Below are 26,423 nucleotides of genomic sequence, written 5' to 3'. Positions count from 1 at the left end.
CCTTCCAGGAAGCGCCATGGCCGCCGCTGTTGACGGCAATGCCTTCGTGCCCCTCGACGGGGGCTGCACTTGCGGCGCCGTGCGCTACCGCATGATGGCTGCGCCGCTGTTCGTGCACTGCTGCCATTGCCGCTGGTGCCAACGCGAAACGGGCTCGTCCTTCGCGCTCAACGCCTTGATCGAACCCGCGCACATGCAACTGCTGCAAGGCACCGTCGATGTGGTGCTGACGCCTTCGGCCAGCGGACGCGGCCAGAAGTACGTTCGCTGCCCCCATTGCCGTGTCGCACTCTGGAGCCACTATGCCGGTGCGGGCGATGCGGTGTGCTTCGTCCGCGTGGGCACGCTCGATACGCCCGACCAGCTGCCGCCGGACCTGCACATTTTCACGATGTCGAAGCAGCCCTGGGTGGTGCTGCCGCCCGGCGCGCCCGCGGTGACCGAATACTACGAGCGCGAGGCGTACTGGCCTGCCGCAAGCCTCGCGCGTTGGCGTGCGCTGCGCGAGGCCAGGCCTTCCGAAAGCTAGCCGCCCATCCCCGCCACCAGCTGCGGCAGCAGCAGCTCCGCCGCACCGCGCAGGACCACCGAGGCTGCCTCGTCCAGATGCGGCAGCGGCTCCATGTTGAGCGTGATCAGCCGGGCGCCGCGGGCCATGGCCAGCTGCGGCAGCTCGGCCGCCGGATAGACCACGGCCGTGCTGCCGACCACCATGAACACGTCGGCCTCCTGCGCGGCCACCTGGGCGTCGTGCAGCACGCCGTGGTTCAGCATCTCGCCGAACATCACGACGTCGGGCCGGGCGCGCGAGGCGCAGCGCATGCAGCGGTGAAAGGGCCAGGGGCCGCGGCGGTTGCCGCAGTGGTCGCAGCGCCAACGGCGCAGCGAACCGTGCAGTTCGAGCACGTCCAGCCCGCCCGCGATCGAGAGCAGGCCGTCGACGTTCTGCGTGATCAGGCGCGTGGCCGGGCGCAGCCGCTGCAGCAGCGCGAGCGCCGCGTGCCCGGGGTTCGGCTGGGCGGCCTCGACCGTGTCGAGCCGCCGGGCCCAGAAGCGGGTGAAGCCCTTGGGATCGCGCTGCAGGTCCTCGGCGTGGGAGAACTGCAGTGCGTTCTGGTTCATCCAGAGGCCGTCGGCGTCGCGGTAGGTCGGAATGCCCGAAGCCCTGGACAGTCCCGCGCCGGAGAGCACGGCGATGCGCCGGGCGGCGCCCAGCAGGGCGATGGCGGATTCGACGGGAGACGCGGGGGAAGAAGCGGTGCCCAGGCTCATGGATCCAGTGGTGCGGAAGCCTTTCTTCCGGCAGACGTCGCGCCCAGCCGCGCGGAGACCGTGCCCGCGCAGGCCTTGAGCGCGCGTGCGATTTCGCCGTCCCAGGCGGTGTCGAAGATGGCGGCAGGGCCGATGGCCGTGACCGACAGCACGATGGCGCCGGTGTGGTCGAACACCGGCGCCGCCATCGCGCTGACGCCCTCGATCACCTCGCCCTCGGAACGGCTGATGCCGTGCGCGCGCACTTCCTGCAGCTGGCGCTCGAATTCGCTCCACGAGGGCAGCGGCCGCTGCGGCGGCATGCCGGCCGCGGGCGGCTCCTCGCCGGACTTGCGCAGCTTGTGCCGCTGGCGCTCGGCGTCGAGCAGCTGCCGCACCGCACCGGCCTCCAGGTAGGCGGCAAAGACCCGGCCCGAGGCGGTGTTGGTGAGCGAGAACACCGTGCCGTGCCGCATGTTCACATGCACCGGGGACGGCGATTCGGCCGTGCGCACGATGGTCGCACCGCGCGCGCCCCAGACCGCGAGCGCCACCGTGTGGCCGATGCGCTGCGCGACCTCGGCGATCAGCGGCGTCGCAATGTGCACCGGGTCGGCCTGCTGCAGACTGATGAGGCCCAGTTGCAAGGCCAGCGGGCCGAGCAGATAGTGGCCGCTGGCGCGGTCCTGCTCGATCAGGCCCAGCCGCCCGAAGCTCACCATGTAGGGATGGGCCTTGGCGGCCGTCATGTCGGCTTCGCGCGCCAGGTCTTTCAGCGCCATCGGCCGGCCGTGGTGCACCAGCGCACGCAGCAGCTGTCCACCCACTTCGATGCTCTGGATGCCGCGCTGGGCGGCGCGGTCGGTGTCACTGGCTGCCATGGCCCGCCTCGGCGTCTGGTTGTTCGTTCATGAAGAAGGGATTAGACATGAACTGATCTCGGGCTTACACTCTCGGAATTCGCTAACCGCAAATTCATTTGTTTTAGACGAATTCAAATTTCGATCCAACCGACGGAGACACACGATGAGCCAAGCCAAGAAATTCGCCAGCCAGGCCGACATGGAAGAGAAGAAGATCACCTTCAGCCAGATCTCGGCGCACGCCTGGGCCTACACCGCCGAGGGCGATCCCAACACCGGCATCGTGATCGGCGACGACTGTGTGCTGGTGGCCGACACCCAGGCCACGCCCGCCATGGCGGCCGACGTGGTGCGCCGCATCCGCGAAGTGACCGACAAGCCCATCAAGTACGTGGTGCTCACCCACTACCACGCGGTGCGCGTGCTGGGCGCGGCCGGCTACGGTGCCGAGCACATCCTGGCCAGCCAGGACACGCGCGACCTGATCGTCGAGCGCGGCGAGCAGGACAAGGCCAGCGAGATCGGCCGCTTTCCGCGCCTGTTCCAGAACGTCGAGACCGTGCCGCCCGGCCTGACCTGGCCCACCATGACCTTCACGGGCAAGATGACGCTGTGGCTCGGCAAGCTCGAGGTGCAGCTGATCCAGCTGGGCCGCGGCCACACCAAGGGCGACACGGTCGTGTGGCTGCCCGAGGAGCGCACGCTGCTGTCGGGCGACCTGGTCGAGTTCGGCGCGACGCCGTATGCGGGCGACGCCTACTTCAAGGACTGGCCGCAGACGCTGGACAACATCGCGGCGCTCAAGCCCGCCGCGCTGGTGCCGGGCCGCGGCGCCGCGCTCACCACGCCGGCCGAAGTGGCCGAAGGCCTGACCGGCACGCGCAACTTCATCTCCGACGTGTACGCCAGCGTGCAGGAAGGCGTGAAGGCCGGGCGCGACCTGAACACGGTCTACAAGGACACCTACGCCAGGCTCAAGCCCAAGTACAGCCAGTGGGTGATCTTCGACCACTGCATGCCCTTCGACGTGAGCCGCGCGTACGACGAGGCCTCGGGCCATGCCGATCCGCGCGTGTGGACAGCCGAGCGCGACATCGAGATGTGGAAGGCGCTCGAAGGCTGACCTGTCCTGCTCCCTCCCCTTCCGGGGGAGGGCTGGGGTGGGGGCACGCAGAGCGCCAATTTCGAGCGCCGCCAGCCCCCATCCCAGCCTTCCCCCAGCGGGGGAAGGAGCAATACAAAGACACGGAGACAAAACGTGATCGACTATCAAAGCCTGCGCTTCGACTACAGGCGCCACGCCGACCAGGACGCGTCCACGCCCGCCCGCCACCCCGTGGTGATCGTCGGCGCCGGCCCGGTCGGCCTCGCGCTGGCCATCGATCTTGCGTTGCGCGAGATTCCGGTGGTGCTGCTCGACAATGACAACACCCTGTCCAGCGGCTCGCGCGCGATCTGCTTCGCCAAGCGCACGCTCGAGATCTTCGACCGCCTCGGCTGCGGCGACCGCATGGTCGACAAGGGCGTGTCGTGGCACGTGGGCAAGGTGTTCTTCCATGACGAGCAGGTCTACCGCTTCGACCTGCTGCCCGAGCCCGGCCACGAGCGCCCGGCCTTCATCAACCTGCAGCAGTACTACGTCGAGGGCTATCTCGTCGAGCGTGTCGCCACGCTGCCGCTGATCGACCTGCGCTGGAACCACAAGGTCACGGGCATCGAACAGCGCGGCGACAGCGCGCTGCTCAGCATCGAAACGCCCGAGGGCGACTACCGGCTGGCCGCCGACTACGTCGGCGCCTGCGACGGCTCGCGCTCCAACCTGCGTCAATTGATGGGCCTCGAAGCCAAGGGCCGCACCTTCCGCGACCGCTTCCTGATTGCCGACATCACGATGGATGCGGACCTGCCGACGGAGCGGCGCTTCTGGTTCGACCCGCCGTTCCATCCCGGCCAGAGCGTGCTGCTGCACAAGCAGGCCGACGGCATGTGGCGCGTGGACTTCCAGCTCGGCTGGGACGCCGACCCGGTGGAAGAACGCAAGCCCGAGAACATCACGCCGCGCGTACGCGCGCTGCTCGACAGCATCGGCTTCGAGGGCGTGCAGTTCCAGATCGGCTGGGCCAGCGTCTACACCTTCGCCTGCCAGCGCATGGAGCGCTTTCGCCACGGCCGCGTGCTGTTCGCGGGCGACTCGGCGCATGGCGTGTCGCCCTTCGGCGCGCGCGGCGCCAACTCGGGCGTGCAGGACGCCGACAACCTGGGCTGGAAGCTCGCGGCCGTGCTCCAGGGCGAGGCGCCCGACGCGCTGCTCGACAGCTATGCGAGCGAGCGCGAATACGCGGCCGACGAGAACATCCGCAACTCCACGCGCGCCACCGACTTCATCACGCCCAAGAGCGAGGTGAGCCGGCTGTTCCGCGACGCGGTGCTGGAGCTCACCAAGCGCCACGCCTTCGCGCGCACGCTGGTCAACAGCGGGCGGCTCTCGGTGCCTGCGGTGCTGCGCGACTCGCCGCTCAACACGCCCGATGCCGATGTGTTTGCGGGTGCGATGGTGCCCGGCGCCGCGGCGGCCGATGCGCCCATCGTGCGCGCCGACGGCGGCAGCGGCTGGCTGCTGCGCGAATGCCACGTGGCGCAGTTCACGGCGCTGCTGTTCGGCACCGGCGGGGCGGCCGAGCGCAGCCTGCAGGCGCTGGAGGCGCTGGAGGCGCTGGAGGCCTGCGACCTTGCGCTGCACGTCGTGCGCGTGCAAGGCGCGACACCCGCAGGCGAGCTCGCCGTGCAGCGCTACGACGCGCGGCCCGGCACCGTCTACCTGCTGCGGCCCGACCAGCATGTGTGCGCGCGCTGGCGGCAACCCACGGCAGAAAACATCCGCGCAGCCATCGGCCGCGCACTGGCCAAGGCATGAGGACCACCATGCAGCAGCAACGACAACTGATCACCGCACCGAACCTCGAAGCACCGGACGATTTCTACGAGGCGCTGATCGAGGCGCACCAGGGGCTTTCCACCGAAGAGAGCCACGCCTTCAATGCGCGGCTCGTGCTCGTGCTGGCCAACCACATCGGCTCGCTGGCCGTGCTGCGCGAAGCCTTCGAGGCCGCACGCGGCAGCTGAACCCACGCATTCCAACCTCATTCATCGCGCTTTTCGAAAGAGAACCCCATGACGAACCCCATCGACGATACCGAACGGCGCTACCAGAGCGGCTTCGGCAACGAGTACGCCTCGGAAGCCGTTGCCGGCGCCCTGCCGCAGGGCCGCAACAACCCGCAGCGCGCGCCCTTCGACCTCTACACCGAACTGCTCTCGGGCACCGCCTTCACCGCGCCGCGCCATGAGAACCGCCGCACCTGGCTCTACCGCCGGCAACCCTCGGTGGTGTCGGGCCGCTACCAGCCGTATGCGCAGGCGCACTGGACCACCGGCGCCGACCGCGAGATCGCGCTGCCGCCCGAGCCGCTGCGCTGGCACCCGATGCCGCTCGACGGCGGCGCGGCCGAGGCGGACTTCATCGACGGCATGCACACGGTCGCGGCCAACGGCGATGCCGAATCGCAGGTGGGCATCGGCTCGCTCATGTACCTCGCGGGCCGCTCGATGGAGCGCCGCGCCTTCGTCAACGCGGACGGCGAGATGCTCATCGTGCCGCAGCAGGGCCGCCTCGTGATCACGACCGAGCTCGGCGTGCTCGACGTGAAGCCCGGCGAAATCGCGCTGCTGCCGCGCGGCATGGCCTTCAAGGTGGCCTTGCCCGACGGCCTCTCGCGCGGCTACGTCTGCGAGAACTACGGCGCGCAATTCCGCCTGCCCGAGCTCGGCCCGATCGGCTCCAACGGCCTGGCCAACGCGCGCGACTTCCAGGCCCCCGTGGCGGCCTTCGAGGAAGACGGCGGCGCCTACGAGCTGGTGAAGAAATTCGGCGGCCGCTTCTGGAAGGCGCCGGCCAAGCAGTCGCCGTTCAACGTGGTCGCCTGGCACGGCAACCTGGCGCCGGTGAAGTACGACACCGCCAACTTCATGGTGATCGGCTCCATCAGCTTCGACCATCCCGATCCGTCGATCTTCACCGTGCTGACTTCGCCGAGCGACACGCCCGGCACCGCCAACTGCGATTTCGTGATCTTCCCGCCGCGCTGGATGGTGATGGAGAACACCTTCCGTCCGCCATGGTTCCATCGCAACCTCATGAGCGAATTCATGGGCCTGGTGCTCGGCGAATACGACGCCAAGCCGGGCGGCTTCAAGCCCGGCGGCGCGAGCCTGCACAACTGCATGGTGCCGCACGGCCCCGACGAGGAAGCCTTCGACAAGGCCACGCATGCCGACCTGAAGCCGCACAAGCTCGACAACACGCTGGCCTTCATGTTCGAGAGCCGCTTGCGCTTCATTCCGACGAACTTCGCGCTCAAGAGCCCCGCGCTCGACACCGATTACGCCGATTGCTGGGCGGGTCTCAAGGACCAGTTCAAGCCATGAAGAACGCATTCGCCATCACGCGCCGCGCGGCCGCCATCGCCCTGCTCGCCGCGCCCTTGCTCGCGGCGCACGCGGCGGACTTCCCGTCGAAGCCCATCCGCTTCATCGTGCCCTACACGCCCGGCGGCACCACCGACCTGGTGGCGCGCACCGTGGGCCAGCAGGTCTCGCAGAAGCTGGGCCAGCCGGTGCTGATCGACAACCGCGGCGGTGCGGGCGGCAACATCGGCATGGATGCCGTGGCCAAGGCTGCGCCCGACGGCTACACCATCGGCTTCGGCGCCATCTCGACCAATGCGCTCAACCCGCACATCTACAAGGCCATGGCCTTCGATCCGCGCCGCGACTTCACCGCGATCAGCCTGCTGGGCACCTCGACCATCGTGCTCGAGGTGCCCGCGAGCTCGCCGATCAAGTCGGTGTCCGATCTGATCGCGGCCGCGAAGAAGAACCCCGGCCTGCCCTACGCCACGGCCGGCGCGGGCACCTCGATGAACCTGGCGGGCGTGATGTTCGCGCAGATGACCGGCACCGAGCTCGTGCACGTGGCCTACAAGGGCAGCGGCCCGGCCATCACCGACATGCTGGGCAACAACATCGGCCTGATGTTCGACAACCTGCCGGCGTCGCTGCCGCACATCCAGGCCGGCAAGCTGCGCGCGCTGGCGGTGGCGGGGCCGGCGCGCTCGCCCTCGCTGCCCGAGGTGCCGACGATGGCCGAGGCCGGGCTCAAGGGCTATGCGCTGGACCCATGGTTCGGCGTGTACGGTCCCGCGAACCTGCCGGCACCCATCGTGAAGGCGTTGAACGAAGCCTTCGTCGAGGCGCTCGTGATGCCCGAGGTGAAGGCCGGGCTGCAGCAGGCCGGCTTCTCGCCGCGCGGCTCGACCGCGCAGGAGCTGGCCACGCTCACGCAAACCGAATACCAGCGCCTCGGCGACGTCGCCAGGAAAGCCGGCATGACCGCCGACTGAACCGAATCTCAAAGAAAGACATGCCATGAGCACCACCGTACTGAACGCCACCCACGACCCGAAGCTGCGCAGCTGGGTCGCCTCCGCCAACGGAGCCGGCTGCGACTTCCCGATCCAGAACCTGCCCTTCGGCCGCTTTCGCACAGCCGGCAGCAGTGAAGCTTTCCGCATCGGCGTGGCCATCGGCGACCAGGTGCTCGACCTGAAGGCTGTCGGCCTGGTCGATACCGACGACATGAACGTGCTGATGAACGCGAGCATGAAGGAGCGCCAGGCCCTGCGCGCGGCCATTTCTGCGGGCCTGGCCGAAGGCAGCGGCCGGCAGGCGGCCTGGGCCAAGGCACTGTTGCCGCAATCGAAGACCGAAATGACCGTGCCCTGCCGCATCGGCGACTACACCGACTTCTACACCGGCATCCACCACGCCACCACCATCGGCAAGCTGTTCCGCCCCGACCAGCCGCTGATGCCCAACTACAAGTGGGTGCCGATCGGCTACCACGGCCGCGCCTCGTCGATCGGCGTGAGCGGGCAGGTCTTCAAGCGCCCGCAGGGGCAGACCAAGGCGCCGGATGCGGCCGAGCCCGGCTTCGGTCCTTCGAAGCGGCTCGACTACGAACTGGAACTGGGTTTCTTCGTCGGCCGCGGCAATGCGCTCGGCGAGCCGATTGCCATCGCCGAGGCCGAAGACCACCTGTTCGGCGTGGCCCTGCTCAACGACTGGTCGGCGCGCGATATCCAGGCCTGGGAGTACCAGCCGCTGGGCCCTTTCCTTTCAAAGAATTTCGCAAGCACGCTGTCGCCGTGGATCGTGACGATGGAGGCGCTGGCGCCGTTCCGCGCCCGCTTCGAGCGGCCCGCGGGAGATCCGCAGCCGCTGCCCTATCTGGACGCGCCCTCGAACCGCGAAGGCGGCGCGCTCGACATCACGCTCGAGGTGCTGCTGCAGACCGCGAAGATGCGCGCCGAAGGCCTGGCGCCCGCGCGCCTCACGCGCGGCAACACCACCGAGGCCGCCTACTGGACCGCCGCGCAGCTGGTCGCGCACCACACGGTGAACGGCTGCAACCTGCAACCCGGCGACCTGCTGGGCTCGGGCACGCTCTCGGGCCCCAAGCCCGACGAGGCCGGCTCGCTGATCGAGCTCACGCAGGGCGGCAAGCAGCCGATCACGCTGCCCAACGGCGAGAAGCGCACCTTCCTCGAAGACGGCGACACGCTGGTGATCCGCGGCTGGTGCGAGCGCGCGGGCGCGGTGCGCATCGGCCTGGGAGAGGTCAGCGGGACCGTGGTGGCTTAGGGCAAGACTCAGGGCGCGGTCGCGGCAGAGGCCGCCGCCGGCCACGCCACTTCGCTGGCCACGCGCGGCTTGCCGATCGGCGCGGTGGCCTTGCCGACCTTGATGGCGGCCATGTCGGCCTCGCTCGGGTACTGGTCCATCAGCCAGTAGTCGAACACGCGGCGCGCAATGGGCGCCGCCGCGCCTGCGCCCCAGCCGGCGTTCTCGACGATCACCGCCAGCGCGATCTTCGGATCGGTGGCCGGCGCGAAGGCCATGAAGAGCGCGTGGTCGCGCTGGTGCTCCTCGAGCGCCTTCGCGTTGTACTTGGTGTTCTGCGCCTGCGTCACGGCCTGCGCGGTGCCGGTCTTGCCCGCCGCCTGGTAGCCCGCGCCGGCGAACACGCCGCGCGCGGTGCCACTGGTGACCACGCTGGTCAGGCCCTCGCGGACCACCGCGACGTTGGCCGCGGTGTAGCCCAGGTTCTCGGCCGGCGGCTGGGGCAGCGGCACCACCTGCCCGCTCACGGTGTTGCGCGTGGCCAGCACGAGGTGCGGCTTGTGCTTGCGGCCACCGTCGGCCACGATGGCCGTGGCCTGCGCGAGCTGCAGCATCGTGAAGGCGTTGTAGCCCTGCCCGATGCCCAGCGAAATGGTCTCGCCCGCATACCACTTCTTCTGCTCGGGCCGCTTGTAGGCGTTGCGCTTCCATTCGGTGCTCGGCAGCACGCCGCGCACCTCGCCGCCGAGGTCGATGCCGGTGATCTGGCCGAAGCCCAGCGGCTTCATGAAGTCGTGGATCAGGTCCACGCCCATTTCGTTGGCCAGCGAGTAGTAGTAGATGTTGCTCGACAGCTGGATCGAGCGGCGCATGTCGACACCGCCGATGTTGCCTTCGGGACTGCCGAAGCGGTGGCCGCCGAAGTTGAAGTAGCCGGGATCGTTCACCACCACGTTGGGGCCGCGCTTGCCGGTCTGCAGCGCCGCCAGCGCCATGAAGGGCTTGTAGGTGGAGCCGGGCGGATAGGTGCCGCGCAGCGCGCGGTTCAAGAGCGGCTTGTCGAGCGATTCGGTCAGCGCCTGCCAGCTCTCGGTGTCGATGCCTTCGACGAACAGGTTCGGGTCGAAGGTGGGCTTGCTCACGAAGGCCAGCACCTCGCCGGTCTTGGGGTCGATGGCCACCAGCGCGCCGCGGCGCTCGCCGAACATGTCTTCCACCAGCTTCTGCAGCTTGATGTCGAGCGACAGCATCACGGTGTTGCCGGGCGTGGCCGGGTGGCTGGCGAGCCGGCGCACCGCGCGGCCGCCGGCCGAGGTTTCCATCTGCTCGACGCCGGTCTGGCCATGCAGCGTCTTCTCGTAGCTCTGCTCGATGCCGAGCTTGCCGATGTAGTCGGTGCCCTTGTAGTTGGCCTGGTCTTCCTCGGCCCAGTCTTCCATCGCGGTCTTCTCGCGCTGGTTGATGCGGCCGATGTAGCCGAGCACGTGCGAGGCCAGCTCGGCGTGCGGATAGTTGCGGAACAGCCGGGCCTTGATCTCCACGCCCGGGAAGCGGTAGCGCTGCGCGGCGAAGCGCGCGACTTCCTCGTCGCTCAGGCGGGTGCGGATCGGAATGGAGTCGAAGCTGCGCGAGTCTTCCCGCAGGCGCTTGAAGCGGCGGCGGTCGCGCGGCGAGATCTCGAGCACCTGGGTGAGGCTCTCGATGGTCTCCTCGACGTCGCCCACCTTCGACGGCGTGATCTCCAGCGTGTAGGCCGAATAGTTCGACGCCAGCACGATGCCGTTGCGGTCGAGGATCAGGCCGCGGTTGGGCACCACCGGCACGATGGCCGTGCGGTTGCTCTCGGCCTGTTCCGCGAGGTCTTCGTGCCGCACCACCTGGAGGTAGATCAGGCGCGCGCACAGCAGGCTGAAGGCGAACAGCACGGCCAGGCCGATCACGACCACGCGGCGCTTGAAGCGCGCGAGGTCGGCGGCGACGTTGCGGATTTCGGTCATGGCGGCGGAGCTGCGAGCTTAGGCGCCGGCCGTGGCCATGGCAAATGCCGGGAATGAAAGACCGGGGTGCGCCATGGCTACAGCGGACGATTCTCGTCGGGGTCCGGCGTGCGAAGCTGCGGCGCGAGCAGCAAGGCGGTGGCCAGCGGCCACAGCGCAGCCTCCAGCGCCGGCGAGATCAGCACGCTCCAGCCCGGGAACACGCCGCCGCCGACCATCCGCGTGATCACCTCGATCAGCTGCGACAGCGCAAAGAGCGGCAGCACCTGCAGCGCCTGCGAGGCCACCGGGTACCAGAGCAGGCGCCGGTGGATGGTGATCGCGAAGAAGCCCAGCGTGGTGTAGGACAGCGCATGCTGGCCCAGCATCGACGACTGGTGCACGTCCATGCACAGCCCGAAGACGAAGGCCGCGCCAATGCCCACGCGCATCGGCTGGTGCACGCCCCAGAACACGATGGCCAGCGCGAGCAGGTCGGGCATCCAGGCGGCGCGGCCGATCGGGATCATGTTGATGAGCAGCGCCGCCACCAGGCTCGCCCACATGAACAGCGGGCTCACGGGCAGCAGGAGCTGCTGTTGTCCGGGACGCTTGATCATCGGGTGCGCTCCGCGGCTTTCTTGTCGGCCTTGTCCGTTGTCTTGCCGGCCGGCTTGGCCTCGGGCTTCTTGCGCACCGCGGCGGCGGGCGCCGGGGCCGGCGGCGCCGACGGCGCCCCGGTGGGCGCGAGCACCAGCACGTAGCGCGCGGCCGTCACGCGGGCCAGCGGCACGCAATAGATGCGCGCAAAGGCCGAATCGGCGCGGCGCTCGATACGCTCGATCTTCGCCACCGGCAGGCCGGGCGGGTAGACGCCGTCGACGCCGCTGGTGGACAGCAGGTCGCCCTCCTGCAGGTCGGCATTGGCGGCCATGAAGCGCAGTTCGAGTCCGCCGCCATGCGCCGACGCGTCGCCGAAGGCCACGCTGCGCACGCCGGTGCGGGTGTTCTGCACGGGAATGGAAAGATCGCGGTCGATCACCAGCGTGACCTCGCTCGTGAAGGGCTGCACCTGCGTCACCTGTCCCAGCACGCCGTGCGCGTCGATCACGGGCGAGCCGGCGGCCACGCCCTGGGTGAGCCCCTGGTCGATGACGATCTTGCGCGTGTACGGGTCGGCCGCGTCGTACAGCACCTCGGCCGCGCGGCCCGGGGCCTGGGTGGTCTGGCGCAGCTCGAGCAGCGCGCGCAGCCGCGCGTTGTCCTGCGCGAGCGTGTCGGCCTGGCTCGCGCGCTCGGCCTGCAGCATGAGCGCCTTGCGCGCCTCGTCCTCGTTGCGCTGGGCCGCCTGCAGGTCTTCGAAATAGCGGCCGCCGCCCACCACCAGCTGCACCGGCTTGAGCGCCAGCCATTGCACCGGATAGAGCACCGCGCCGACGGCCGCGCGCAGCGGCTGCACCAGATGGAAGCGCGCGTCGGCCACCATCAGGAACAGCGCGAGCGCGCCGAAGAAGATCAGCTTGCTGAGCGCCGACTGCCCCTGGTTGAACAGGGGTGGGGCTGTGCGATCGAGCGTGCCCAAGGGCATGGTTCGGACCTGGCTGTGTGCAACGTCAGATGGCAAAAAAGCCGGCCTGCGCAAGCAGAGGCCGGCCGATGATGGCTTGCGCCTCTTACTCGCTCGTGAAGATGCTGCCCAGGCGGTCCATGCGTTCCAGCGCAATGCCGCAGCCGCGCACCACGCAGGTCAGCGGGTCTTCGGCCACCAGCACCGGCAGGCCGGTTTCCTCGGCCAGCAGGCGGTCCAGGTCGCGCAGCAGCGCGCCGCCGCCGGTCAGCATCATGCCGCGTTCGGCGATGTCGGCGCCCAGCTCGGGGGGCGTCTGCTCCAGCGCGTTCTTCACGGCCGAGACGATGTTGTTGAGCGGGTCGGTCAGGGCTTCCAGCACTTCGTTGCTGCTGATGGTGAAGCTGCGCGGCACGCCTTCGGAGAGGTTGCGGCCCTTGACTTCCATCTCCTTGACCTCGGAGCCCGGGAAGGCCGAGCCGATGTTCTTCTTGATGACCTCGGCCGTCGGCTCGCCGATCAGCATGCCGTAGTTGCGGCGGATGTAGTTGATGATGGCTTCGTCGAAGCGGTCGCCGCCCACGCGGACCGAGCCCTTGTAGACCATGCCGCCCAGGCTGATGACGCCCACTTCGGTGGTGCCGCCGCCGATGTCGACCACCATCGAGCCCGAGGCCTCGCTGACGGGCAGGCCCGCGCCGATGGCCGCGGCCATGGGTTCCTCGATCAGGTAGACCGACGTGGCGCCCGCCGCCTCGGCCGCGTCCTTGATGGCGCGGCGTTCGACCTGGGTGGAGCCGCAGGGCACGCAGATGATGATGCGCGGGCTCGGCGTGAGCAGCGTGCGCGGGTGCACCATCTTGATGAACTGCTTGATCATCTGCTCGGTGATCACGAAGTCGGCAATCACGCCGTCCTTCATCGGGCGGATCGCCTCGATGTTGCCGGGCACCTTGCCCAGCATGGCCTTGGCCTCGCGGCCGACGGCCTGGATCACCTTCTTGCCGTGGGGGCCGCCTTCGTGGCGGATGGCGACCACCGAGGGTTCGTCCAGCACGATGCCCTTGTTGCGAGCGAAGATCAGGGTGTTGGCGGTGCCGAGGTCAATCGCCAGGTCGGTGGAAAAGTACCGACGGAAAGCTCCAAACATGTGCGGAATCCTCTGGAGCACGCCTGCGCGTCGGCAGGTCGTCGCTCTGTTTTTTGGGTCGTATGACGGGGTGAATTGATCGTTTTTGGCGCAAAAGCCGGCGCGTTCGCGGGGGTTGCGGCAAAGGCGGGATAATACCCGAATCCCCTCTGAATCCCGTGTTAGCACCCTCTCCGGCGTGCGATTACTTCCGGTTTTTTCGGCCGGTCCGACCCATGTCACTTTCCGCTTCAGATATTGCACGCATCGCCTCCCTGGCGCGGCTGCAGCTTGCCTCCGACGAAAGCGAGCGCATGCTCAGCCAGATCAACGGCTTTTTTGACCTGGTCGAACGCATGCGTTCGGTCGACACCACCGGGGTCGAGCCGCTGGCCCATCCGGTGGCCGCCGTCGAGGACATCACGCTGCGCCTGCGCGACGACGTGGCGAGCGAACCCGACAACCGCGAAGCCAACCAGAAGAGCGCCCCGGCCGTCGAAGCCGGCCTGTTCCTCGTGCCGAAGGTGATCGAATGAGCGGCGAACTGCACCAGATGGGCGTGGCCGCCCTTGCCAAGGCCCTGGCCGAGCGCAAGGTTTCGGCCGTCGAGGCCTCGCAGGCCTTCCTTGGCCGCATGAAGGCGCATGAGTCGCTCGGCACCTTCGTCGACGTGAACGAAGAGGTCACGCTGGCCCAGGCCCGCGCGGCCGACGCGCTGATCGCGGCCGGCAATGCGCCCGCGCTGGCCGGCGTGCCGATCGCGCACAAGGACATCTTCACCACCACCGACTTCGCCACCACCGCCGGCTCGAAGATGCTCGCGGGCTACCGCTCGCCGTTCGACGCCACCGTGGTCAAGCGCCTGGCCGAGGCCGGCGCGGTCACGCTGGGCAAGCTCAGCTGCGACGAATTCGCGATGGGTTCGGCCAACGAGAACGTCGCCGTGCCCGCCGTGGGCCACGACAAGGCCGTGCCGGTGCGCAACCCCTGGAACCGCGAGCGCATCCCGGGCGGCTCCTCGGGCGCCAGCGCCGCGGCCGTGGCGGCGCGCCTCGCGCCCGCGGCCACCGGCACCGATACCGGCGGCTCGATCCGCCAGCCGGCCTCGTTCTGCGGCATCACCGGCATCAAGCCCACCTACGGCCGCGCCTCGCGCTACGGCATGGTGGCCTTCGCGTCCAGCCTCGACCAGGCCGGCCCGATGGCCCGTTCGGCCGAGGACTGCGCGCTGCTGCTGTCGGCCTTCTGCGGCCCCGACCTCGACCGCGACTCGACCTCGCTCGACAAGCCCGCCGAAGACTTCGGCCGCTCGCTCGGCGACTCGCTCGACGGCCTGCGCATCGGCGTGCCCAAGGAATTCTTCGGCGCAGGCGTGGCGCCCGGCGTGCGCGCGGCGATCGACGCCGCGCTCGCGCAGTACGAGAAGCTCGGCGCGAAGCGCGTCGAGGTGTCGCTGCCGCTCACGGAGCTCTCGATACCCGTGTACTACATCCTGGCCGCGGCCGAGGCCTCGAGCAACCTGAGCCGCTTCGACGGCGTCAAGTTCGGCCACCGCGCGAAACAGTACAAGGACCTGGCCGAGATGTACGAGCGCACGCGCGCCGAAGGCTTCGGCGACGAGGTGAAGCGCCGCATCATGATCGGCACCTACGTGCTGAGCCACGGCTACTACGACGCCTACTACCTGCAGGCGCAGAAGGTGCGCCGCATGATCGCCGACGACTTCCAGCAGGCCTTCAGGCAGTGCGACGTGATCGCCGGCCCCGCCGCGCCGACCACCGCCTGGAAGATCGGCGAGCACGGCGGCGACCCGGTGGCCGACTACCTGGCCGACATCTTCACGCTGCCCGCCTCGCTGGCCGGCCTGCCCGGCATGAGCGTGCCCGCGGGCTTCGATGAAAACGGCATGCCCGTGGGCCTGCAAATGATCGGCAACTACTTCGGCGAAGCGAAGCTGCTGAACGCGGCGCACCGCTTCCAGCAGGCCACCGACTGGCACACGCGCACGCCGGAGGGATTCTGAAATGAGCGAACCCGTGAACACTTTCGAAGCACAGCAAGAAGGCCGCCCGACCGGCCCGCTGGTGCGCGGCTATGAAGTCATCATCGGCTTCGAGACGCACGCCCAGCTCTCGACCGCGAGCAAGATCTTCAGCCGCGCCTCCACCGCCTTCGGCGCCGAGCCCAACACGCAGGCCTGCGCGGTCGACCTGGCGCTGCCCGGCACGCTGCCCGTGATGAACAAGGGCGCGGTCGAGCGCGCCATCAAGCTGGGCCTCGCGCTCGGCTCGCACATTGCGCCGCGCAGCGTGTTCGCGCGCAAGAACTACTTCTACCCCGACCTGCCCAAGGGCTACCAGATCAGCCAGTACGAGATCCCGGTCGTGCAGGGCGGCGCCGTCTCGTTCTTCCTCGGCCAGGAAAAGAAGACCGTGCGCCTGGTGCGCGCCCACCTCGAGGAAGACGCGGGCAAGTCGCTGCACGAGAACTTCGTCGGCCAGAGCGGCATCGACCTGAACCGCGCCGGCACGCCGCTCCTGGAGATCGTGACCGAGCCCGACATGCGCTCCACCGCCGAGGCCGTGGCCTATGCGCGCGAGCTGCACAAGATCGTCACCTGGATCGGCATCTGCGACGGCAACATGCAGGAAGGAAGCTTCCGCTGCGACGCCAACGTCTCGGTGCGCAAGCCCGGCGAGAAGCTCGGCACGCGGCGCGAGATCAAGAACCTGAACAGCTTCAAGTTCATGCAGCAGGCGATCGACTACGAGATCAACTCGCAGATCAACGAGCTGGAAGACGGCCGCAAGATCGAGCAGGCCACGGTGCTGTTCGACCCCGACACCGGCGAGACGCGCACCATGCGCACCAAGGAAGACGCGGCCGACTACCGCTACTTCCCCGACCCGGACCTGCCGCCGCTCGCCATCGAGCCCGAGTGGATCGAGCGCGTGCGCGCCGCCATGCCCGAGCTGCCGCGCGCCATGGCCGAGCGCTACGTGCGCGACCACGGCATGTCCGAATACGACGCGGCGCAGCTCACGCAGAGCCCGGCGCTCTCACGCTATTTCGACGACGCGGTGAAGGCCGGCGCCACGCCCAAGCTCGCGAGCAACTGGATCACCGGTGAAATGGCGCGCCGGCTGAATGCGCAGGAAATCGGCATCGAGGCCGCGCCGGTCACGGCGCAGCAGCTGGCGCAGCTGGTCGGGCGCATTGCCGACGGCACGCTGCCCAACAATGCGGCACGCCAGGTGTTCGACGCGCTCTGGACCGGCGAAGGCAGCGATGTCGACGCCATCATCGAGGCCAAGGACCTCAAGCCCATGAGCGACACCGGCGCGCTCGACAGGATCCTGGACGAGGTGATCGCAAAGAACGCGAAGAACGTCGAGGAGTACCGCGGCGGCAAGGAGAAGGCCCTCAACGGCCTCGTGGGCCAGGTGATGAAGGCCAGCGGCGGCAAGGCGAACCCGGCCCAGGTGACCGAACTGCTCAAGGCAAAGCTGGGCTGACGCCGGCCCTCAGCGTTTGCTGACGCCGTTCTGGGGAGACCAGAGCTGCTTGAGGCGCGCGCGCTCCTCGTCGAAGCGCGCGTTGACGCGCTTCTTCTCGTCTTCCTGCTCGCCGATGAAGCGGTTCTGCACCGCCACGCTCTGCGCGTTGTCCTCGAGCTTGCGGCGCACGGCGCCGGGCGCCTTGCTCACGTCGTGCTTGTAGAACTCCAGCTCCTCGTCGATTCGCTTCCGGTCTTCGGCCAGCTCGACGAGGCGCTTCTTCGCCGCCTGGATCACCGCGTCGATCTGCACCAGCGCCTCGGCGCGCTCGCGGTCGTGCACCTCGGCATTGGGATAGCGCACCAGCAGCGCGCGCTCGCGGCGGCGCTCGTCGGTCAGGCGCGCGGCCTGCAATGCGGCCTCGCGGGCGCGGTCTTCGCGCTCGGCCAGTTCTCGGGCGGTGTACGTGGGCTCGATGCGGCGGCGCGTGGTGCCGCTCGGGCTCAGTTCGCGCTGCTCGCGGTCGCTGCATTCGGCAATCGGGCGGTCGGCCGTGAGGGTGCGGCCGCGTGCATCGGTGCACGAATAGATGCCCGCGGCCGGCGCCGGTGCGGGCTGCGCCGGGGCCGCGCCGGCCCACAGTGCCATCAGCAGCAGCACCCACGGGGCTGCGAACGGCCGGGCCGCCAGGTCGAGTTTGCGCATGGGCACGGCGTCGGTCTCAGCTGGCGCCGTAGCGCGCCCGGTAGGCGAGCACCCGCTCGCGATGCACGCCGAGGTCGGCGGCGGCGCTGCCCGAGAGATAGTTCAGCAGGTCGTCGAGCGTGGCAATGGCCACCACCTGCAGGCCCAGCTGGTTGCGCACGTACTGGACGGCGCTGTGGTCCACGTCGACGCCGTTCTCGGTGGCTTTTTCCTGCCGGTCGAGCGCAATGGCCACGGCGTGCGGCGTGGCGCCCGCGGCTTCGATGGCGGCAATGGATTCGCGCACCGCGGTGCCGGCCGACATCACGTCGTCGACGATCAGCACGCGGCCCCTGAGCGGCGCGCCCACCAGGTTGCCGCCCTCGCCGTGCGCCTTGGCTTCCTTGCGGTTGTAGGCAAAGGGATGGTTGCGCCCGCGCCGGGCCAGTTCGGCCGCCACCGTGGCGCCCAGCGGAATGCCCTTGTAGGCGGGGCCGAAGATCATGTCGAACTCGACGCCGCTCTCGATCAGCCGGTCTGCATAGAATCCGGCGAGCCGCGCGATCTTGGCGCCGTCGTCGAAGAGCCCCGAATTGAAGAAATAAGGACTCATGCGACCGGCCTTGGTCTTGAACTCGCCGAAGCGCAGCACCCCTGCGTCGAGCGCGAACTGGACGAAATCCTGCGCCACCGCGCTGCTTTTCTCACCATCTACAGCCATCGGGAATTCCTTGTGTTCAAACTGACCAGCCTCAATCTCAATGGCCTGCGTTCGGCCGCCACGAAGGGGGTGGCGGACTGGGTGGCCGAACTTGCGCCGGATTGTATTTGCATGCAGGAGATCCGGGTGCAGGCGAGCGACATCGAAGGCCGATTCGAGGAAATGGCCGGCCTCAAGGGCCATTTCCACTTCGCCGAGAAAAAAGGCTACGCCGGCACCGCGATCTACACCAGGCACGCGCCGAGCGCCGTGGTGGTGGGCTGGGGCGACGCCGAATTCGATGCCGAGGGCCGCTACCTCGAACTGCGCTTCGACACGCCCAAACGCAAGCTCTCGATCATCAGCTGCTACTTCCCGAGCGGCAGTTCGGGCGAGGAGCGGCAGGAAGCCAAGTTCCGCTTCCTGAAGGGCTTCTTCCCGCACCTCACCGCGCTCAAGAAGGAGCGCGAATTCATCCTTTGCGGCGACATCAACATCGCCCACAAGGAAATCGACCTCAAGAACTGGCGCGGCAACCAGAAGAACAGCGGCTTCCTGCCCGAGGAGCGCGCCTGGATGACCCGGCTGCTGGACGCCGGCGCCGACGGCGCGGGCCTGGTGGACGTCTACCGCCTGCTCAAGCCTGACACCACGGCCGAGGCCTACACCTGGTGGAGCAACCGCGGCCAGGCCTACGCGAACAACGTGGGATGGCGGCTCGACTACCACCTGGCCACGCCGGCCCTGGGCACTCTCGCGCGCAGCGAGCAGATCTACAAGACCATCAAGTTCAGCGACCATGCGCCGATCACGGTGGACTACGACTTCACGCTGTAGCCGCGCCGGCCGATGCCGCTGACCACGCCCGTCGCCGATCCCGCGCCACCGGCAGCCTACCTGCCGCGCGACGTCGTGAACGCGCCCGAGGTCAAGGCGGCCATCGCACGCCGCAGCAGCGAGCGCGGCGACGACGCCGACATGGCAGCCTGGCTGCGCAATCATTTCTTTCGCTGGGCCATCGGCAGCTTCGAGCACGTGCTGCCGGTGCACTCGATGGCCGATTACCTCGCGGCCGCAGGCCCCGCAAAGCCGGTGCCCGAGTGGCTGGCCAGGCGGTTGCAGCCGCGCGCCGATGCGCAGCCCCCGGCCTGCCACTACCTCGACCCCGACCATCTGCTGCTGATCGAGCGCGAGCGCGTGCTGGTGGAGTTCCTGCGCGCGCGGCGCGGCACGCGGCTCGAGCAGAAGCTGCAGCGCATCACCTGCTTCATGGCCCTGGCGATGTGGGAGCGGGAGCACCAGCGCATGCAGGCGCGGCGCAGCAAGGGCTGGGTGCCCAGCAGCGGACTCGCGCTGCGCGAAGTGCTGCGCACGACCAACGGCACCTTCTTCGAGTTCGATGGCAGCCATCCAGCGCTGCGCGAAGAGATGGCCTACGAGTCCTACCACATGCAGCACTGCCTCGGACAGTTCGCGAGCCTGAAGAAGCTCAGCGGCGGCTATGGCGAGCAGTACGCGCAGGCCGCGCAGGACGGCCGGCTGCGTCTTTTCACCTTGCGCAGCGCGGGCAACCTGCCGCATGTGACGATCAGCCTCGGCGTGGCCGCCGACGGCCTGCGGGTGGACCAGATCAAGGGCAAGCAGAACCGCCACCCGGTGCGCAAGTACGCCGACGACGTGCTTCAGTTCCTGCGCGCCCTGCCGCCGCGCGGCGAACGCCATGCCGATTGCGAAGGCATGGGCCTGGTGTTCGAGCCCGATGCGTCCGCGCCGGCCGGAGGCGCCGCGGCCGGCCAGTGGAAATTCGTGACCGACGTGGCCGACGCCGGCTTCCTGCTCAGCGTGATGAGTGCCAACTTCCACCTGATCGAACACTTCGAACGCCCGCCGGCGGCACTGCAATGGCTGCTGCTGCACATTGCGCCCCACGAACTGGACCGGCTGCGGTACGTCGATCCGGCCGTCGCCGCGGCCGCGCGCCTGACCCTGCCCGAAAAATCCCTGCCGCCCATGCTGCGCGACCTGCCGACCGCCGCCTGCGAGATCGAAGGCATCCCGCTCACGGCCATCGTCCCGGGCGCGCTGCCATGCTGAAGCTGTTGCTGTGGCTCGTGGGGCTGGGCCTGCTGTTCTTCGCGTGGCGCGTGGCCGTCGTGCTGTCCGGCCTGATGCGCGAGGACCGCGAAACCACCGCTCCCGGCAGCCAGGGCGCTGCCGCCCCCGCCAGGGAAGACCCGGCACTGCGCGCCGCCCGCGCCGCAGCCGACAACGCGGCGCCCAACAGGCGCCGCTGGGCCCTTGCGCTCGCGGACATCCTGCTGATTCGCAATGGCCTGCCTTGCAACGGCGACACGCTCGCGCTCGAACTGCCTGCCGAAAAAAGTGAGCAACTCGCGCGCCAGGTGCTGAGGGAAATGAACTTCCCCGCCGACCTGCCCGCCGCCGCCATTCCCGCGCGCATGCAGGCCGCGCTCACCGGCTGGGTCGGCGGCCTCGGCCGTTCGCACGATGGCTTCTACGAGCAACTCGCGGCCCAGGGCCGTGTGCGCGATGCGCTGGCCTTCGACTGCGCGCGCACCGCCTTCCTGGTGCGCTGCATCGCACTGCTCGGCTGGGTGCCCGAGGCGCAGGCGTGGCCCGTGCTGTTCCTCAACGCCCAGCGCGCGCAGGACAGCTTCGACGGCTGGGAGGATTTCGGCCTGGCCTACGCACGGGCGCGCGAGCACTGGCTGCGCATCAGCACCCAGGACGGCCCCGCCTCCACGCGCGCCGCCATGGAGGTGCGCGAGCACCTGCACAACGTCGAGGGCAGCTGGCTCATGCTGCCCTGGAAACGCTACCGCATCTTCGATCCGCAAACGCTGCCAGCCTGAGACGGCCGGTGCCCCTTGATCTTTCGCTGCACACCATGACCACGAACCCGATCCTGTCCATTCCCTCGCCATGGAAGATCTGCGACGTCGATGCGCTGCTGCGCGCAGGCGAGCACGCCGCGCTCGACCGCCTGTTCGACGAAGCGCTGGCCGCGAGCTTTCACGACCGCGCCGCCGAAGAGCGCTACCACGCCGCGCTGCCCGCCGACCTCCAGGGCTGCACCGGGGCCGGTGCCGAAGGCCTGGCGCGGCTGCGCGCCTGGCAGGCCGCGCGCCCGCAATCGGCCCACGCATGGCTGTGCGAGGCGCACTACTGGTTCCACTGGGCCTACGAATACCGCGGCTCGGGCTGGGCCGGTTCGGTGACCGACCTGGGATGGACCTGCGCCCACGCCTGCGCCACGCATGCGGCCGTGTCGGCGATGCGTGCGCTCGAGCGCGAGCCCACCCTGTGGAACGCCACCGCACTGATGATGCAGAGCGTGTCGGCCTTCAATGAGCCGGACTGGCTCACGGAGCTCGTGCGCAGCGGACGCGGCCCCGAAGCCCCGCTCGTGCACGACCTGCCGCTCGACGGCATGTCCCCCGAGGCGCGCGAGGAACTGCTGGCCATGCTCGCGCGCTCCGGCCTGCAGGCGGACGAACGCATCGCCTGTCCGTCCAGCGCGCCCGCGGCGCTGCCGTCGCCGATGCAGGGCAAGAAGATGCTGACCGGCAAGCAGTACTGGATGCACGCCACGATGCAGATCCATCCGCGGCTGTTCTTCTTCTTGCGCCAGTGCATCTGGTTCATGCAGCCGCGCTGGGGCGGCAGCCACGACCGGGTGCGCGCCTTCATCGCATCGCCGGCCTGCGCGCACCTCGACGAGGTCGAGAAAGACCGCCTGCGGCACGAGATCTGGCGCGACGACTACCTGGAGAACGAGGTCGACGGCGACGACGACCCCGAGGACGTGCGCCAGTGGATGGCCGCCACCCGCCAGCGCGCGGGCGAGGCGCTGCACCCGTATCACCGCTGGGAAACGCTGTACTGGATCGCCAAGAGCCACTACGGCCGCGACGAGCGGCCGCAGGCGCTCGCCTGCCTGAAGGAAGCCGAGGTCCACGCGCCCATCGACGACGACCACGCGATGTCCCTCGCGGTGCTGCTGGCCTGCCAGCTCGAGCCGCAGGCCCCGTCCTGGCTGGGCCAGGCCGTCGTGCGCAGCGCCAATGCCGGGGAATGCCCGGCCGCGATGATCCTGCACGGCTACTGCAGCCTGAAGGGCGTGCTGGGATTCGTGCCCAACGAGCCCGCGGGCCAGGCCTGGCTCGAACTCGCCCGCACGCGCGCCCCGGGCACGCTGGCATGGAACAAGCTGGCGTCCGCCCTCCGGTACGGCGGGCGCGAGGCCGACGCCTTCGCGCTGGCAACGATGGGCCAGGCGGCGGGCGGAGACTCCTGCGACTACCTGCTCGGACTGTTCCATGAAGACGGCGTGCATGTCGCGCCCGACCTGAGCCAGGCCGTTCCCTACTACCGCAAGACCGCCGAGGACGGCGGCAACATGGGGGCCTACAAGCTGGGCTACGCCTGCTACAACCTCTCGCTCGCCGCGAAGGACCCCGCCGAGCGCGGGCAGCTGATGCAGGAGGCCGTGGAGGAGATGCGCAAGGCGCACGAGATGGGGCACACCGACGGCCTCGAAGGCATGCTGATGTTCATCGGCGACCTGAACGAGATTCCGGCGCGGCATCGCTACGTGGACCTTGTGCGCGAGCACGCGCAGCGGGGCCACCCGGCGGCCATGGCGGCGTTGTCCGGCCTGCTGGCCGATCCCGCCGACAAGCAGCTCTACGACTACCGCGAGAGCGTGCGCTGGATCCTCGGCGCGCAGGCGGTGGCGCCCGACGACGGCTATGTGAAGAACATGACGCGCATCCACCACGAGGACGGCCTCATCGCCAAGCTCAACTTCAAGCTGCATCGCAAGGGCATCAAGGCGCACGAGATCCCGGGCGCCGACAACGCGATGGTCTGAGGCGCGGGAACGCGCCGCCGGCCGCTTCAGCGCGGCGCCGCCTTGCCCGCGTGCCGCGCCAGGTGCACCTGGTGCAGCGTGATCTTGCGCACCTCCGCCTGGCTGGTCTCGATGTGCGCGCGCAGCAGCATCGCGGCCTGGTCGCCGCGGTTGGCGCGAACGGCCTTGAGGATCTTGCCGTGCTCCTCGTAGGTGGCGTCGATGCGCGGCTGCTGGGTGAAGTCGAGCCGGCGGATGATGCGGATGCGGTCGGTCACGTCGCCGTGCACCCGCGCCATCTCGGCGTTGCCTGCGGCGGCCACCAGCGCGCAGTGAAAGGCCTCGTCCCACTGCGCCACCTGCGCGGTGTCGCTGCTGCGCCGGGCCGCGGGCACGAGCCAGATGTCGGCCAGCGCGTCGAGCAGGCTGCGGTCGACGCGGCGGTCGGCTTCGCAGAGGCGGTGCACGGCGGTGGTCTCGAGCACCATGCGCAGGTCGTAGAGCTGCTCGAACTGGTCGAAGTCGAAGGGCAGCACGCGCCAGCCGCTGCGGAACAGCACCTCGACGAAGCCCTCCTGCTGCAGGCGGAACAGCGCCTGCCGAACGGGCGTGCGCGAGACGCCGAGCCGGTCGCTGATCTCGTTCTCGGTGAAGCGGTCACCGGGCACGAGGATGAAATCGGCCACGTCGCGCTTGAGCTGCGCGTAGACCTCGTCGGCCCGCGTGCGGAAAACGGTGGCGTCGGAAGCAGGGGCGGACGAAGCGGAGCGGGGTCGGACGGTAGACACGTAGGGAATGGTAGTCGCAGTCATTGCCCCTGCCCGAGCGCCGCCAGCAGCGCGCTGCTCGGCGCGGTCCAGCCGACGATCGCGCCCTGGGCGCGGACCATCTCGAGCGTGGCCGCCTTGAAGGCCGGAAAGTAGCTTTCGGTGCAGTCTTCGAGCAGCAGGCTGTCGTAGCCCCGGTCGTTGGCTTCGCGCATGCTGGTCTGCACGCAGACCTCGGTGGTGACGCCGCCGAACAGCAGGTGCGTGATGCCGCGGCGTTGCAGCAGTTCATGCAGGCCGGTGGCGTAGAAAGCGCCCTTGCCGGGCTTGTCGATGACGATTTCGCCGTCGACGGGCGCCAGTGCGTCGATGATCTGGTTGCCCGGTTCGCCGGCGACGAGGATGCGGCCCATCGGGCCTTCGTCGCCGATGCGCAGGCTCGGGTTGCCGCGGTTGCGCTTGGCCGGCGGGCAATCGGAGAGATCGGGCTTGTGCGCCTCGCGCGTATGGACCACGAGGCCGCCGGCCTTTCGCCATGCCTCCAGGGCGGCCTGGGTTGCAGGCACGATGGCTTCGAGCAGCGACACGTCGTTGCCCAGGGTTTCACCGAAGCCGCCGGGCTCGATGAAGTCGCGCTGCATGTCGATGAGGACCAGCGCTGTGTTCTTCACTTCGAAGTCGTAGGGAAATGGGTTGGCGGTTTCTATGCGCATGGTTGTTCTCGCTGTTTTCCAGGACGAGGGGCGGCGATGCGCGGCCCAGCAAAAGCAGTCAGGTCACTCATGCCGCAGCCTTCAACGGCTCGTGATGCCCGCCACCCATGTGTGCCCCGATCACATGCCGCTCGGCGCCTTCAGCCGAAGTCTCGAAAACAATCCGCCCTTCGCTCATCACGACGATGCGGTCCGCCAACTCCAGAAGTTCGTCAAGGTCTTCGCTGATCAGCAGCACCGCCCCGCCCTTTTCCCGCACCTGCACGATGCGCTCGTGGATCTCGGCAACGGCCGCGAAGTCGAGGCCGAACACGGGGTTGGCCGCGATCAGCACGTTGATGTCGCCGGCGAGTTCGCGCGCCAGCACCGCGCGCTGCACGTTGCCGCCAGACAGGCTGCGGATCGGTGCGCCCTCGCCCTGCGTCTTCACGCCGTATTCGGCAATCCACTCGCGCGCCCGGTTGCGCCAGAACAGGAAGTTCAGCACGCCGCCGCGCGACAGCGGCGGCCGGTCGAAATCGCGCAGCGCCATGTTCTCCGCCACGCTGAGGTCACCCACGCAGGCGTTGCGCAGCGGCTCCTCGGGCAGGCTGCGGACCTTGAGGCTGCGGTTCTCTGCGCGGCGCGCGCTGTAGGGCTGGCCCATCACGCTCACCTTGCCGGCCAGCCGCGCGCGTTGCCCGACCAGCGCCTCGACCAGTTCGCGCTGCCCGTTGCCCGAGACGCCCGCCACGCCGAGGATCTCGCCGGCGCGCACCGACAGGCTCAGCCCGTGCAGCGCGAGCGTGCCGCGATCACCCTGCGCCTCGAGGCCTTCGACGTGCAAGGCGACGGGCGCCGCATCGGGCACCGGTTTTCTCGCGACAGGCGATGAAGCCGGCGCAGGCGCCGAAGCACCCTCGCCGCCCATCATCGCCTGCGCCAGCTGCGCCGGGTTCGTGTCCGCCACGCGGCAGTGGTGCACCGCCTTGCCGCGGCGCAGCACCGTCACGCTGTCGGCATAGGCCATCACCTCGCGGAACTTGTGCGTGATGACAAGCACGGTGCACAGGCCGCTCTTCGCGAATTCGCGCACGTGGCCCAGCACCTCGTCGGCCTCCTGCGGCGTGAGCACCGAGGTCGGCTCGTCGAGGATCAGCAGGCGCGGCTTCAGGTAGAGCTGCTTGAGCAGTTCGAGCTTCTGCTTTTCGCCCGCCGCAAGCTCGGAGGGCCGCACGTCGAGGTCGAGGCTGAAGGGCGTGGCCGCAAGAAATTCCTTGAGCTCCGCGCGCTTCGCCTTCCAGTCGATCAGCGCCGGCGTCTTGCCGCCCGCGAGCAGCAGGTTCTCGGCCACCGTCATGCCCGGCGCCAGCGTGAAGTGCTGGTAGACCATGCCGATGCCGAGTGCGCGCGCCACGATGGGGTTGGCAATGTCCTGCTCGCGCCCGTCGATCAGGATGCTGCCCTCTTCCGCACGCTGGAAGCCCGCCACGCATTTCACCAGCGTGCTCTTGCCCGCGCCGTTCTCGCCCAGCAGCGCATGCACTGTGCCGGGCTCGACGCGCATCGTCACACGGTCCATCGCGGTGAAGGCGCCGAAGCGCTTGGTCAGCTCATAGGTGTCGAGCGCGAGCGCGCCGCTGCCCGCAGGCAGCGCGCCGATGGCATGGGGCGTGGCGGCCATGC

25 protein-coding genes are annotated in these 26,423 nt (G+C 69.1%); 14 read left to right on the top strand and 11 right to left on the bottom strand.

The window, feature by feature from the left end; all coding sequences use genetic code 11:
- Positions 1–16 precede the first annotated feature (16 nt).
- Positions 17–529 (top strand): GFA family protein, encoded by a 513-nt coding sequence (locus tag ACAM54_RS01680; RefSeq protein ID WP_369649612.1) that lies wholly within the window; start codon positions 17–19, stop codon positions 527–529.
- On the opposite strand, the gene ACAM54_RS01675 is transcribed toward ACAM54_RS01680, so the two are convergent.
- Positions 526–1,272: an NAD-dependent deacetylase gene (locus ACAM54_RS01675; protein ID WP_369649611.1), complete on the bottom strand. Its 747-nt coding sequence runs from the start codon at positions 1,270–1,272 to the stop codon at positions 526–528. The two genes, ACAM54_RS01680 and ACAM54_RS01675, sit on opposite strands and share 4 nt — an antisense overlap.
- Entirely contained in the window at positions 1,269–2,132 is an 864-nt protein-coding gene (locus ACAM54_RS01670) for an IclR family transcriptional regulator (protein ID WP_369649610.1), read from the bottom strand. The genes ACAM54_RS01675 and ACAM54_RS01670 overlap by 4 nt, the downstream gene beginning before the upstream one ends.
- A 145-nt stretch (positions 2,133–2,277) precedes the next feature.
- Between ACAM54_RS01670 and ACAM54_RS01665 the strand changes: the two genes are divergently transcribed.
- From ACAM54_RS01665 to fahA, 6 genes are all read left to right on the top strand, one after another.
- Complete coding sequence (locus ACAM54_RS01665; protein WP_369649609.1) at positions 2,278–3,237, top strand: MBL fold metallo-hydrolase; 960 nt, start codon at positions 2,278–2,280, stop codon at positions 3,235–3,237.
- Between the two features lie 135 nt (positions 3,238–3,372).
- Positions 3,373–5,028: an FAD-dependent oxidoreductase gene (locus ACAM54_RS01660; RefSeq protein ID WP_369649608.1), complete on the top strand. Its 1,656-nt coding sequence runs from the start codon at positions 3,373–3,375 to the stop codon at positions 5,026–5,028.
- An 8-nt stretch (positions 5,029–5,036) separates the two neighbouring features.
- Positions 5,037–5,237 carry a DUF2783 domain-containing protein gene (locus ACAM54_RS01655; protein ID WP_192323402.1) on the top strand — a complete coding sequence of 67 codons (201 nt, stop codon included), beginning with the start codon at positions 5,037–5,039 and terminating at the stop codon, positions 5,235–5,237.
- Between the two features lie 48 nt (positions 5,238–5,285).
- The gene (hmgA, locus tag ACAM54_RS01650; protein ID WP_209537029.1) at positions 5,286–6,599 is read left to right on the top strand and encodes a homogentisate 1,2-dioxygenase; all 1,314 of its coding nucleotides are present in this window, start codon (positions 5,286–5,288) and stop codon (positions 6,597–6,599) included.
- The gene (locus tag ACAM54_RS01645; protein ID WP_369649607.1) at positions 6,596–7,573 is read left to right on the top strand and encodes a Bug family tripartite tricarboxylate transporter substrate binding protein; all 978 of its coding nucleotides are present in this window, start codon (positions 6,596–6,598) and stop codon (positions 7,571–7,573) included. The genes hmgA and ACAM54_RS01645 overlap by 4 nt, the downstream gene beginning before the upstream one ends.
- Positions 7,574–7,598: 25 nt before the next feature.
- A complete protein-coding gene (gene fahA, locus ACAM54_RS01640) occupies positions 7,599–8,873 on the top strand; it encodes a fumarylacetoacetase (RefSeq protein WP_369649606.1) in 1,275 nt (424 codons plus the stop codon).
- Positions 8,874–8,881: 8 nt separating this feature from the next.
- Here the strand turns inward: fahA and mrdA are convergent, their stop codons facing one another.
- The 4 genes from mrdA to ACAM54_RS01620 all read right to left on the bottom strand — a co-directional run bounded on the left by mrdA (position 8,882) and on the right by ACAM54_RS01620 (position 13,545).
- A complete protein-coding gene (gene mrdA, locus ACAM54_RS01635) occupies positions 8,882–10,849 on the bottom strand; it encodes a penicillin-binding protein 2 (RefSeq protein ID WP_369649605.1) in 1,968 nt (655 codons plus the stop codon).
- 77 nt (positions 10,850–10,926) lie between these two features.
- Positions 10,927–11,448 carry a rod shape-determining protein MreD gene (gene mreD, locus ACAM54_RS01630; RefSeq protein ID WP_145742860.1) on the bottom strand — a complete coding sequence of 174 codons (522 nt, stop codon included), beginning with the start codon at positions 11,446–11,448 and terminating at the stop codon, positions 10,927–10,929.
- A complete protein-coding gene (gene mreC, locus ACAM54_RS01625) occupies positions 11,445–12,416 on the bottom strand; it encodes a rod shape-determining protein MreC (protein ID WP_369649604.1) in 972 nt (323 codons plus the stop codon). The genes mreD and mreC overlap by 4 nt, the downstream gene beginning before the upstream one ends.
- Positions 12,417–12,501: 85 nt before the next feature.
- Positions 12,502–13,545, bottom strand: coding sequence for a rod shape-determining protein (locus ACAM54_RS01620; RefSeq protein WP_007833435.1), 1,044 nt, complete (start codon positions 13,543–13,545; stop codon positions 12,502–12,504).
- Between the two features lie 215 nt (positions 13,546–13,760).
- On the opposite strand from ACAM54_RS01620, the gene gatC reads away from it, so the two are divergent.
- From gatC to gatB, 3 genes are read left to right on the top strand one after another with little or no spacing between them, the layout of a single operon-like run.
- On the top strand, positions 13,761–14,060 hold the full coding sequence (gene gatC / locus ACAM54_RS01615; protein WP_145742864.1) for an Asp-tRNA(Asn)/Glu-tRNA(Gln) amidotransferase subunit GatC: 300 nt from the start codon (positions 13,761–13,763) through the stop codon (positions 14,058–14,060).
- On the top strand, positions 14,057–15,547 hold the full coding sequence (gene gatA, locus ACAM54_RS01610; protein ID WP_369649603.1) for an Asp-tRNA(Asn)/Glu-tRNA(Gln) amidotransferase subunit GatA: 1,491 nt from the start codon (positions 14,057–14,059) through the stop codon (positions 15,545–15,547). Before gatC ends, gatA begins: the two co-directional genes overlap by 4 nt.
- A gap of 1 nt (position 15,548) precedes the next feature.
- Entirely contained in the window at positions 15,549–17,039 is a 1,491-nt protein-coding gene (gatB, locus tag ACAM54_RS01605; protein ID WP_369649602.1) for an Asp-tRNA(Asn)/Glu-tRNA(Gln) amidotransferase subunit GatB, read from the top strand.
- 9 nt (positions 17,040–17,048) lie between these two features.
- On the opposite strand, the gene ACAM54_RS01600 is transcribed toward gatB, so the two are convergent.
- Together ACAM54_RS01600 and pyrE are read right to left on the bottom strand one after the other, a co-directional pair.
- Complete coding sequence (locus ACAM54_RS01600) at positions 17,049–17,732, bottom strand: DUF4124 domain-containing protein (protein ID WP_369649601.1); 684 nt, start codon at positions 17,730–17,732, stop codon at positions 17,049–17,051.
- Positions 17,733–17,742: 10 nt separating this feature from the next.
- Positions 17,743–18,426, bottom strand: a complete 684-nt coding sequence (pyrE, locus tag ACAM54_RS01595; protein WP_369649600.1) for an orotate phosphoribosyltransferase — start codon at positions 18,424–18,426, stop codon at positions 17,743–17,745.
- A gap of 12 nt (positions 18,427–18,438) precedes the next feature.
- Between pyrE and ACAM54_RS01590 the strand changes: the two genes are divergently transcribed.
- From ACAM54_RS01590 to ACAM54_RS01575, 4 genes are read left to right on the top strand one after another with little or no spacing between them, the layout of a single operon-like run.
- Complete coding sequence (locus ACAM54_RS01590) at positions 18,439–19,242, top strand: exodeoxyribonuclease III (RefSeq protein WP_369649599.1); 804 nt, start codon at positions 18,439–18,441, stop codon at positions 19,240–19,242.
- Between the two features lie 12 nt (positions 19,243–19,254).
- Entirely contained in the window at positions 19,255–20,499 is a 1,245-nt protein-coding gene (locus ACAM54_RS01585) for a hypothetical protein (protein WP_369649598.1), read from the top strand.
- Complete coding sequence (locus ACAM54_RS01580; protein ID WP_145742874.1) at positions 20,493–21,278, top strand: DUF1266 domain-containing protein; 786 nt, start codon at positions 20,493–20,495, stop codon at positions 21,276–21,278. The genes ACAM54_RS01585 and ACAM54_RS01580 overlap by 7 nt, the downstream gene beginning before the upstream one ends.
- 35 nt (positions 21,279–21,313) lie before the next feature.
- Entirely contained in the window at positions 21,314–23,299 is a 1,986-nt protein-coding gene (locus tag ACAM54_RS01575; protein WP_369649597.1) for a DUF4034 domain-containing protein, read from the top strand.
- 26 nt (positions 23,300–23,325) lie between these two features.
- Here the strand turns inward: ACAM54_RS01575 and ACAM54_RS01570 are convergent, their stop codons facing one another.
- The 3 genes from ACAM54_RS01570 to ACAM54_RS01560 form a co-directional block, all read right to left on the bottom strand.
- Positions 23,326–24,090 (bottom strand): GntR family transcriptional regulator, encoded by a 765-nt coding sequence (locus ACAM54_RS01570; protein WP_369649596.1) that lies wholly within the window; start codon positions 24,088–24,090, stop codon positions 23,326–23,328.
- Positions 24,087–24,758, bottom strand: a complete 672-nt coding sequence (locus tag ACAM54_RS01565; RefSeq protein WP_369649595.1) for a cysteine hydrolase family protein — start codon at positions 24,756–24,758, stop codon at positions 24,087–24,089. Before ACAM54_RS01565 ends, ACAM54_RS01570 begins: the two co-directional genes overlap by 4 nt.
- Positions 24,759–24,825: 67 nt before the next feature.
- Positions 24,826–26,421 carry an ABC transporter ATP-binding protein gene (locus tag ACAM54_RS01560; protein WP_369649594.1) on the bottom strand — a complete coding sequence of 532 codons (1,596 nt, stop codon included), beginning with the start codon at positions 26,419–26,421 and terminating at the stop codon, positions 24,826–24,828.
- Positions 26,422–26,423 lie beyond the last annotated feature (2 nt).

This window comes from Variovorax sp. V93 (assembly GCF_041154485.1).
Lineage (GTDB): Bacteria > Pseudomonadota > Gammaproteobacteria > Burkholderiales > Burkholderiaceae_C > Variovorax > Variovorax beijingensis_A.
This window is presented reverse-complemented; position numbering and strand designations above follow the sequence as displayed.

Coding starts and splice junctions, on each gene's coding strand:
- ACAM54_RS01680 (WP_369649612.1), top strand. CDS start 17: ATGGCCGCCGCTGTTGACGGCAATGCCTTCGTGCCCCTCGACGGGGGC.
- ACAM54_RS01675 (WP_369649611.1), bottom strand. CDS start 1,272: ATGAGCCTGGGCACCGCTTCTTCCCCCGCGTCTCCCGTCGAATCCGCC.
- ACAM54_RS01670 (WP_369649610.1), bottom strand. CDS start 2,132: ATGGCAGCCAGTGACACCGACCGCGCCGCCCAGCGCGGCATCCAGAGC.
- ACAM54_RS01665 (WP_369649609.1), top strand. CDS start 2,278: ATGAGCCAAGCCAAGAAATTCGCCAGCCAGGCCGACATGGAAGAGAAG.
- ACAM54_RS01655 (WP_192323402.1), top strand. CDS start 5,037: ATGCAGCAGCAACGACAACTGATCACCGCACCGAACCTCGAAGCACCG.
- hmgA (WP_209537029.1), top strand. CDS start 5,286: ATGACGAACCCCATCGACGATACCGAACGGCGCTACCAGAGCGGCTTC.
- ACAM54_RS01645 (WP_369649607.1), top strand. CDS start 6,596: ATGAAGAACGCATTCGCCATCACGCGCCGCGCGGCCGCCATCGCCCTG.
- fahA (WP_369649606.1), top strand. CDS start 7,599: ATGAGCACCACCGTACTGAACGCCACCCACGACCCGAAGCTGCGCAGC.
- mrdA (WP_369649605.1), bottom strand. CDS start 10,849: ATGACCGAAATCCGCAACGTCGCCGCCGACCTCGCGCGCTTCAAGCGC.
- mreD (WP_145742860.1), bottom strand. CDS start 11,448: ATGATCAAGCGTCCCGGACAACAGCAGCTCCTGCTGCCCGTGAGCCCG.
- mreC (WP_369649604.1), bottom strand. CDS start 12,416: ATGCCCTTGGGCACGCTCGATCGCACAGCCCCACCCCTGTTCAACCAG.
- ACAM54_RS01620 (WP_007833435.1), bottom strand. CDS start 13,545: ATGTTTGGAGCTTTCCGTCGGTACTTTTCCACCGACCTGGCGATTGAC.
- gatC (WP_145742864.1), top strand. CDS start 13,761: ATGTCACTTTCCGCTTCAGATATTGCACGCATCGCCTCCCTGGCGCGG.
- gatA (WP_369649603.1), top strand. CDS start 14,057: ATGAGCGGCGAACTGCACCAGATGGGCGTGGCCGCCCTTGCCAAGGCC.
- gatB (WP_369649602.1), top strand. CDS start 15,549: ATGAGCGAACCCGTGAACACTTTCGAAGCACAGCAAGAAGGCCGCCCG.
- pyrE (WP_369649600.1), bottom strand. CDS start 18,426: ATGGCTGTAGATGGTGAGAAAAGCAGCGCGGTGGCGCAGGATTTCGTC.
- ACAM54_RS01585 (WP_369649598.1), top strand. CDS start 19,255: ATGCCGCTGACCACGCCCGTCGCCGATCCCGCGCCACCGGCAGCCTAC.
- ACAM54_RS01580 (WP_145742874.1), top strand. CDS start 20,493: ATGCTGAAGCTGTTGCTGTGGCTCGTGGGGCTGGGCCTGCTGTTCTTC.
- ACAM54_RS01575 (WP_369649597.1), top strand. CDS start 21,314: ATGACCACGAACCCGATCCTGTCCATTCCCTCGCCATGGAAGATCTGC.
- ACAM54_RS01570 (WP_369649596.1), bottom strand. CDS start 24,090: ATGACTGCGACTACCATTCCCTACGTGTCTACCGTCCGACCCCGCTCC.
- ACAM54_RS01565 (WP_369649595.1), bottom strand. CDS start 24,758: ATGCGCATAGAAACCGCCAACCCATTTCCCTACGACTTCGAAGTGAAG.
- ACAM54_RS01560 (WP_369649594.1), bottom strand. CDS start 26,421: ATGGCCGCCACGCCCCATGCCATCGGCGCGCTGCCTGCGGGCAGCGGC.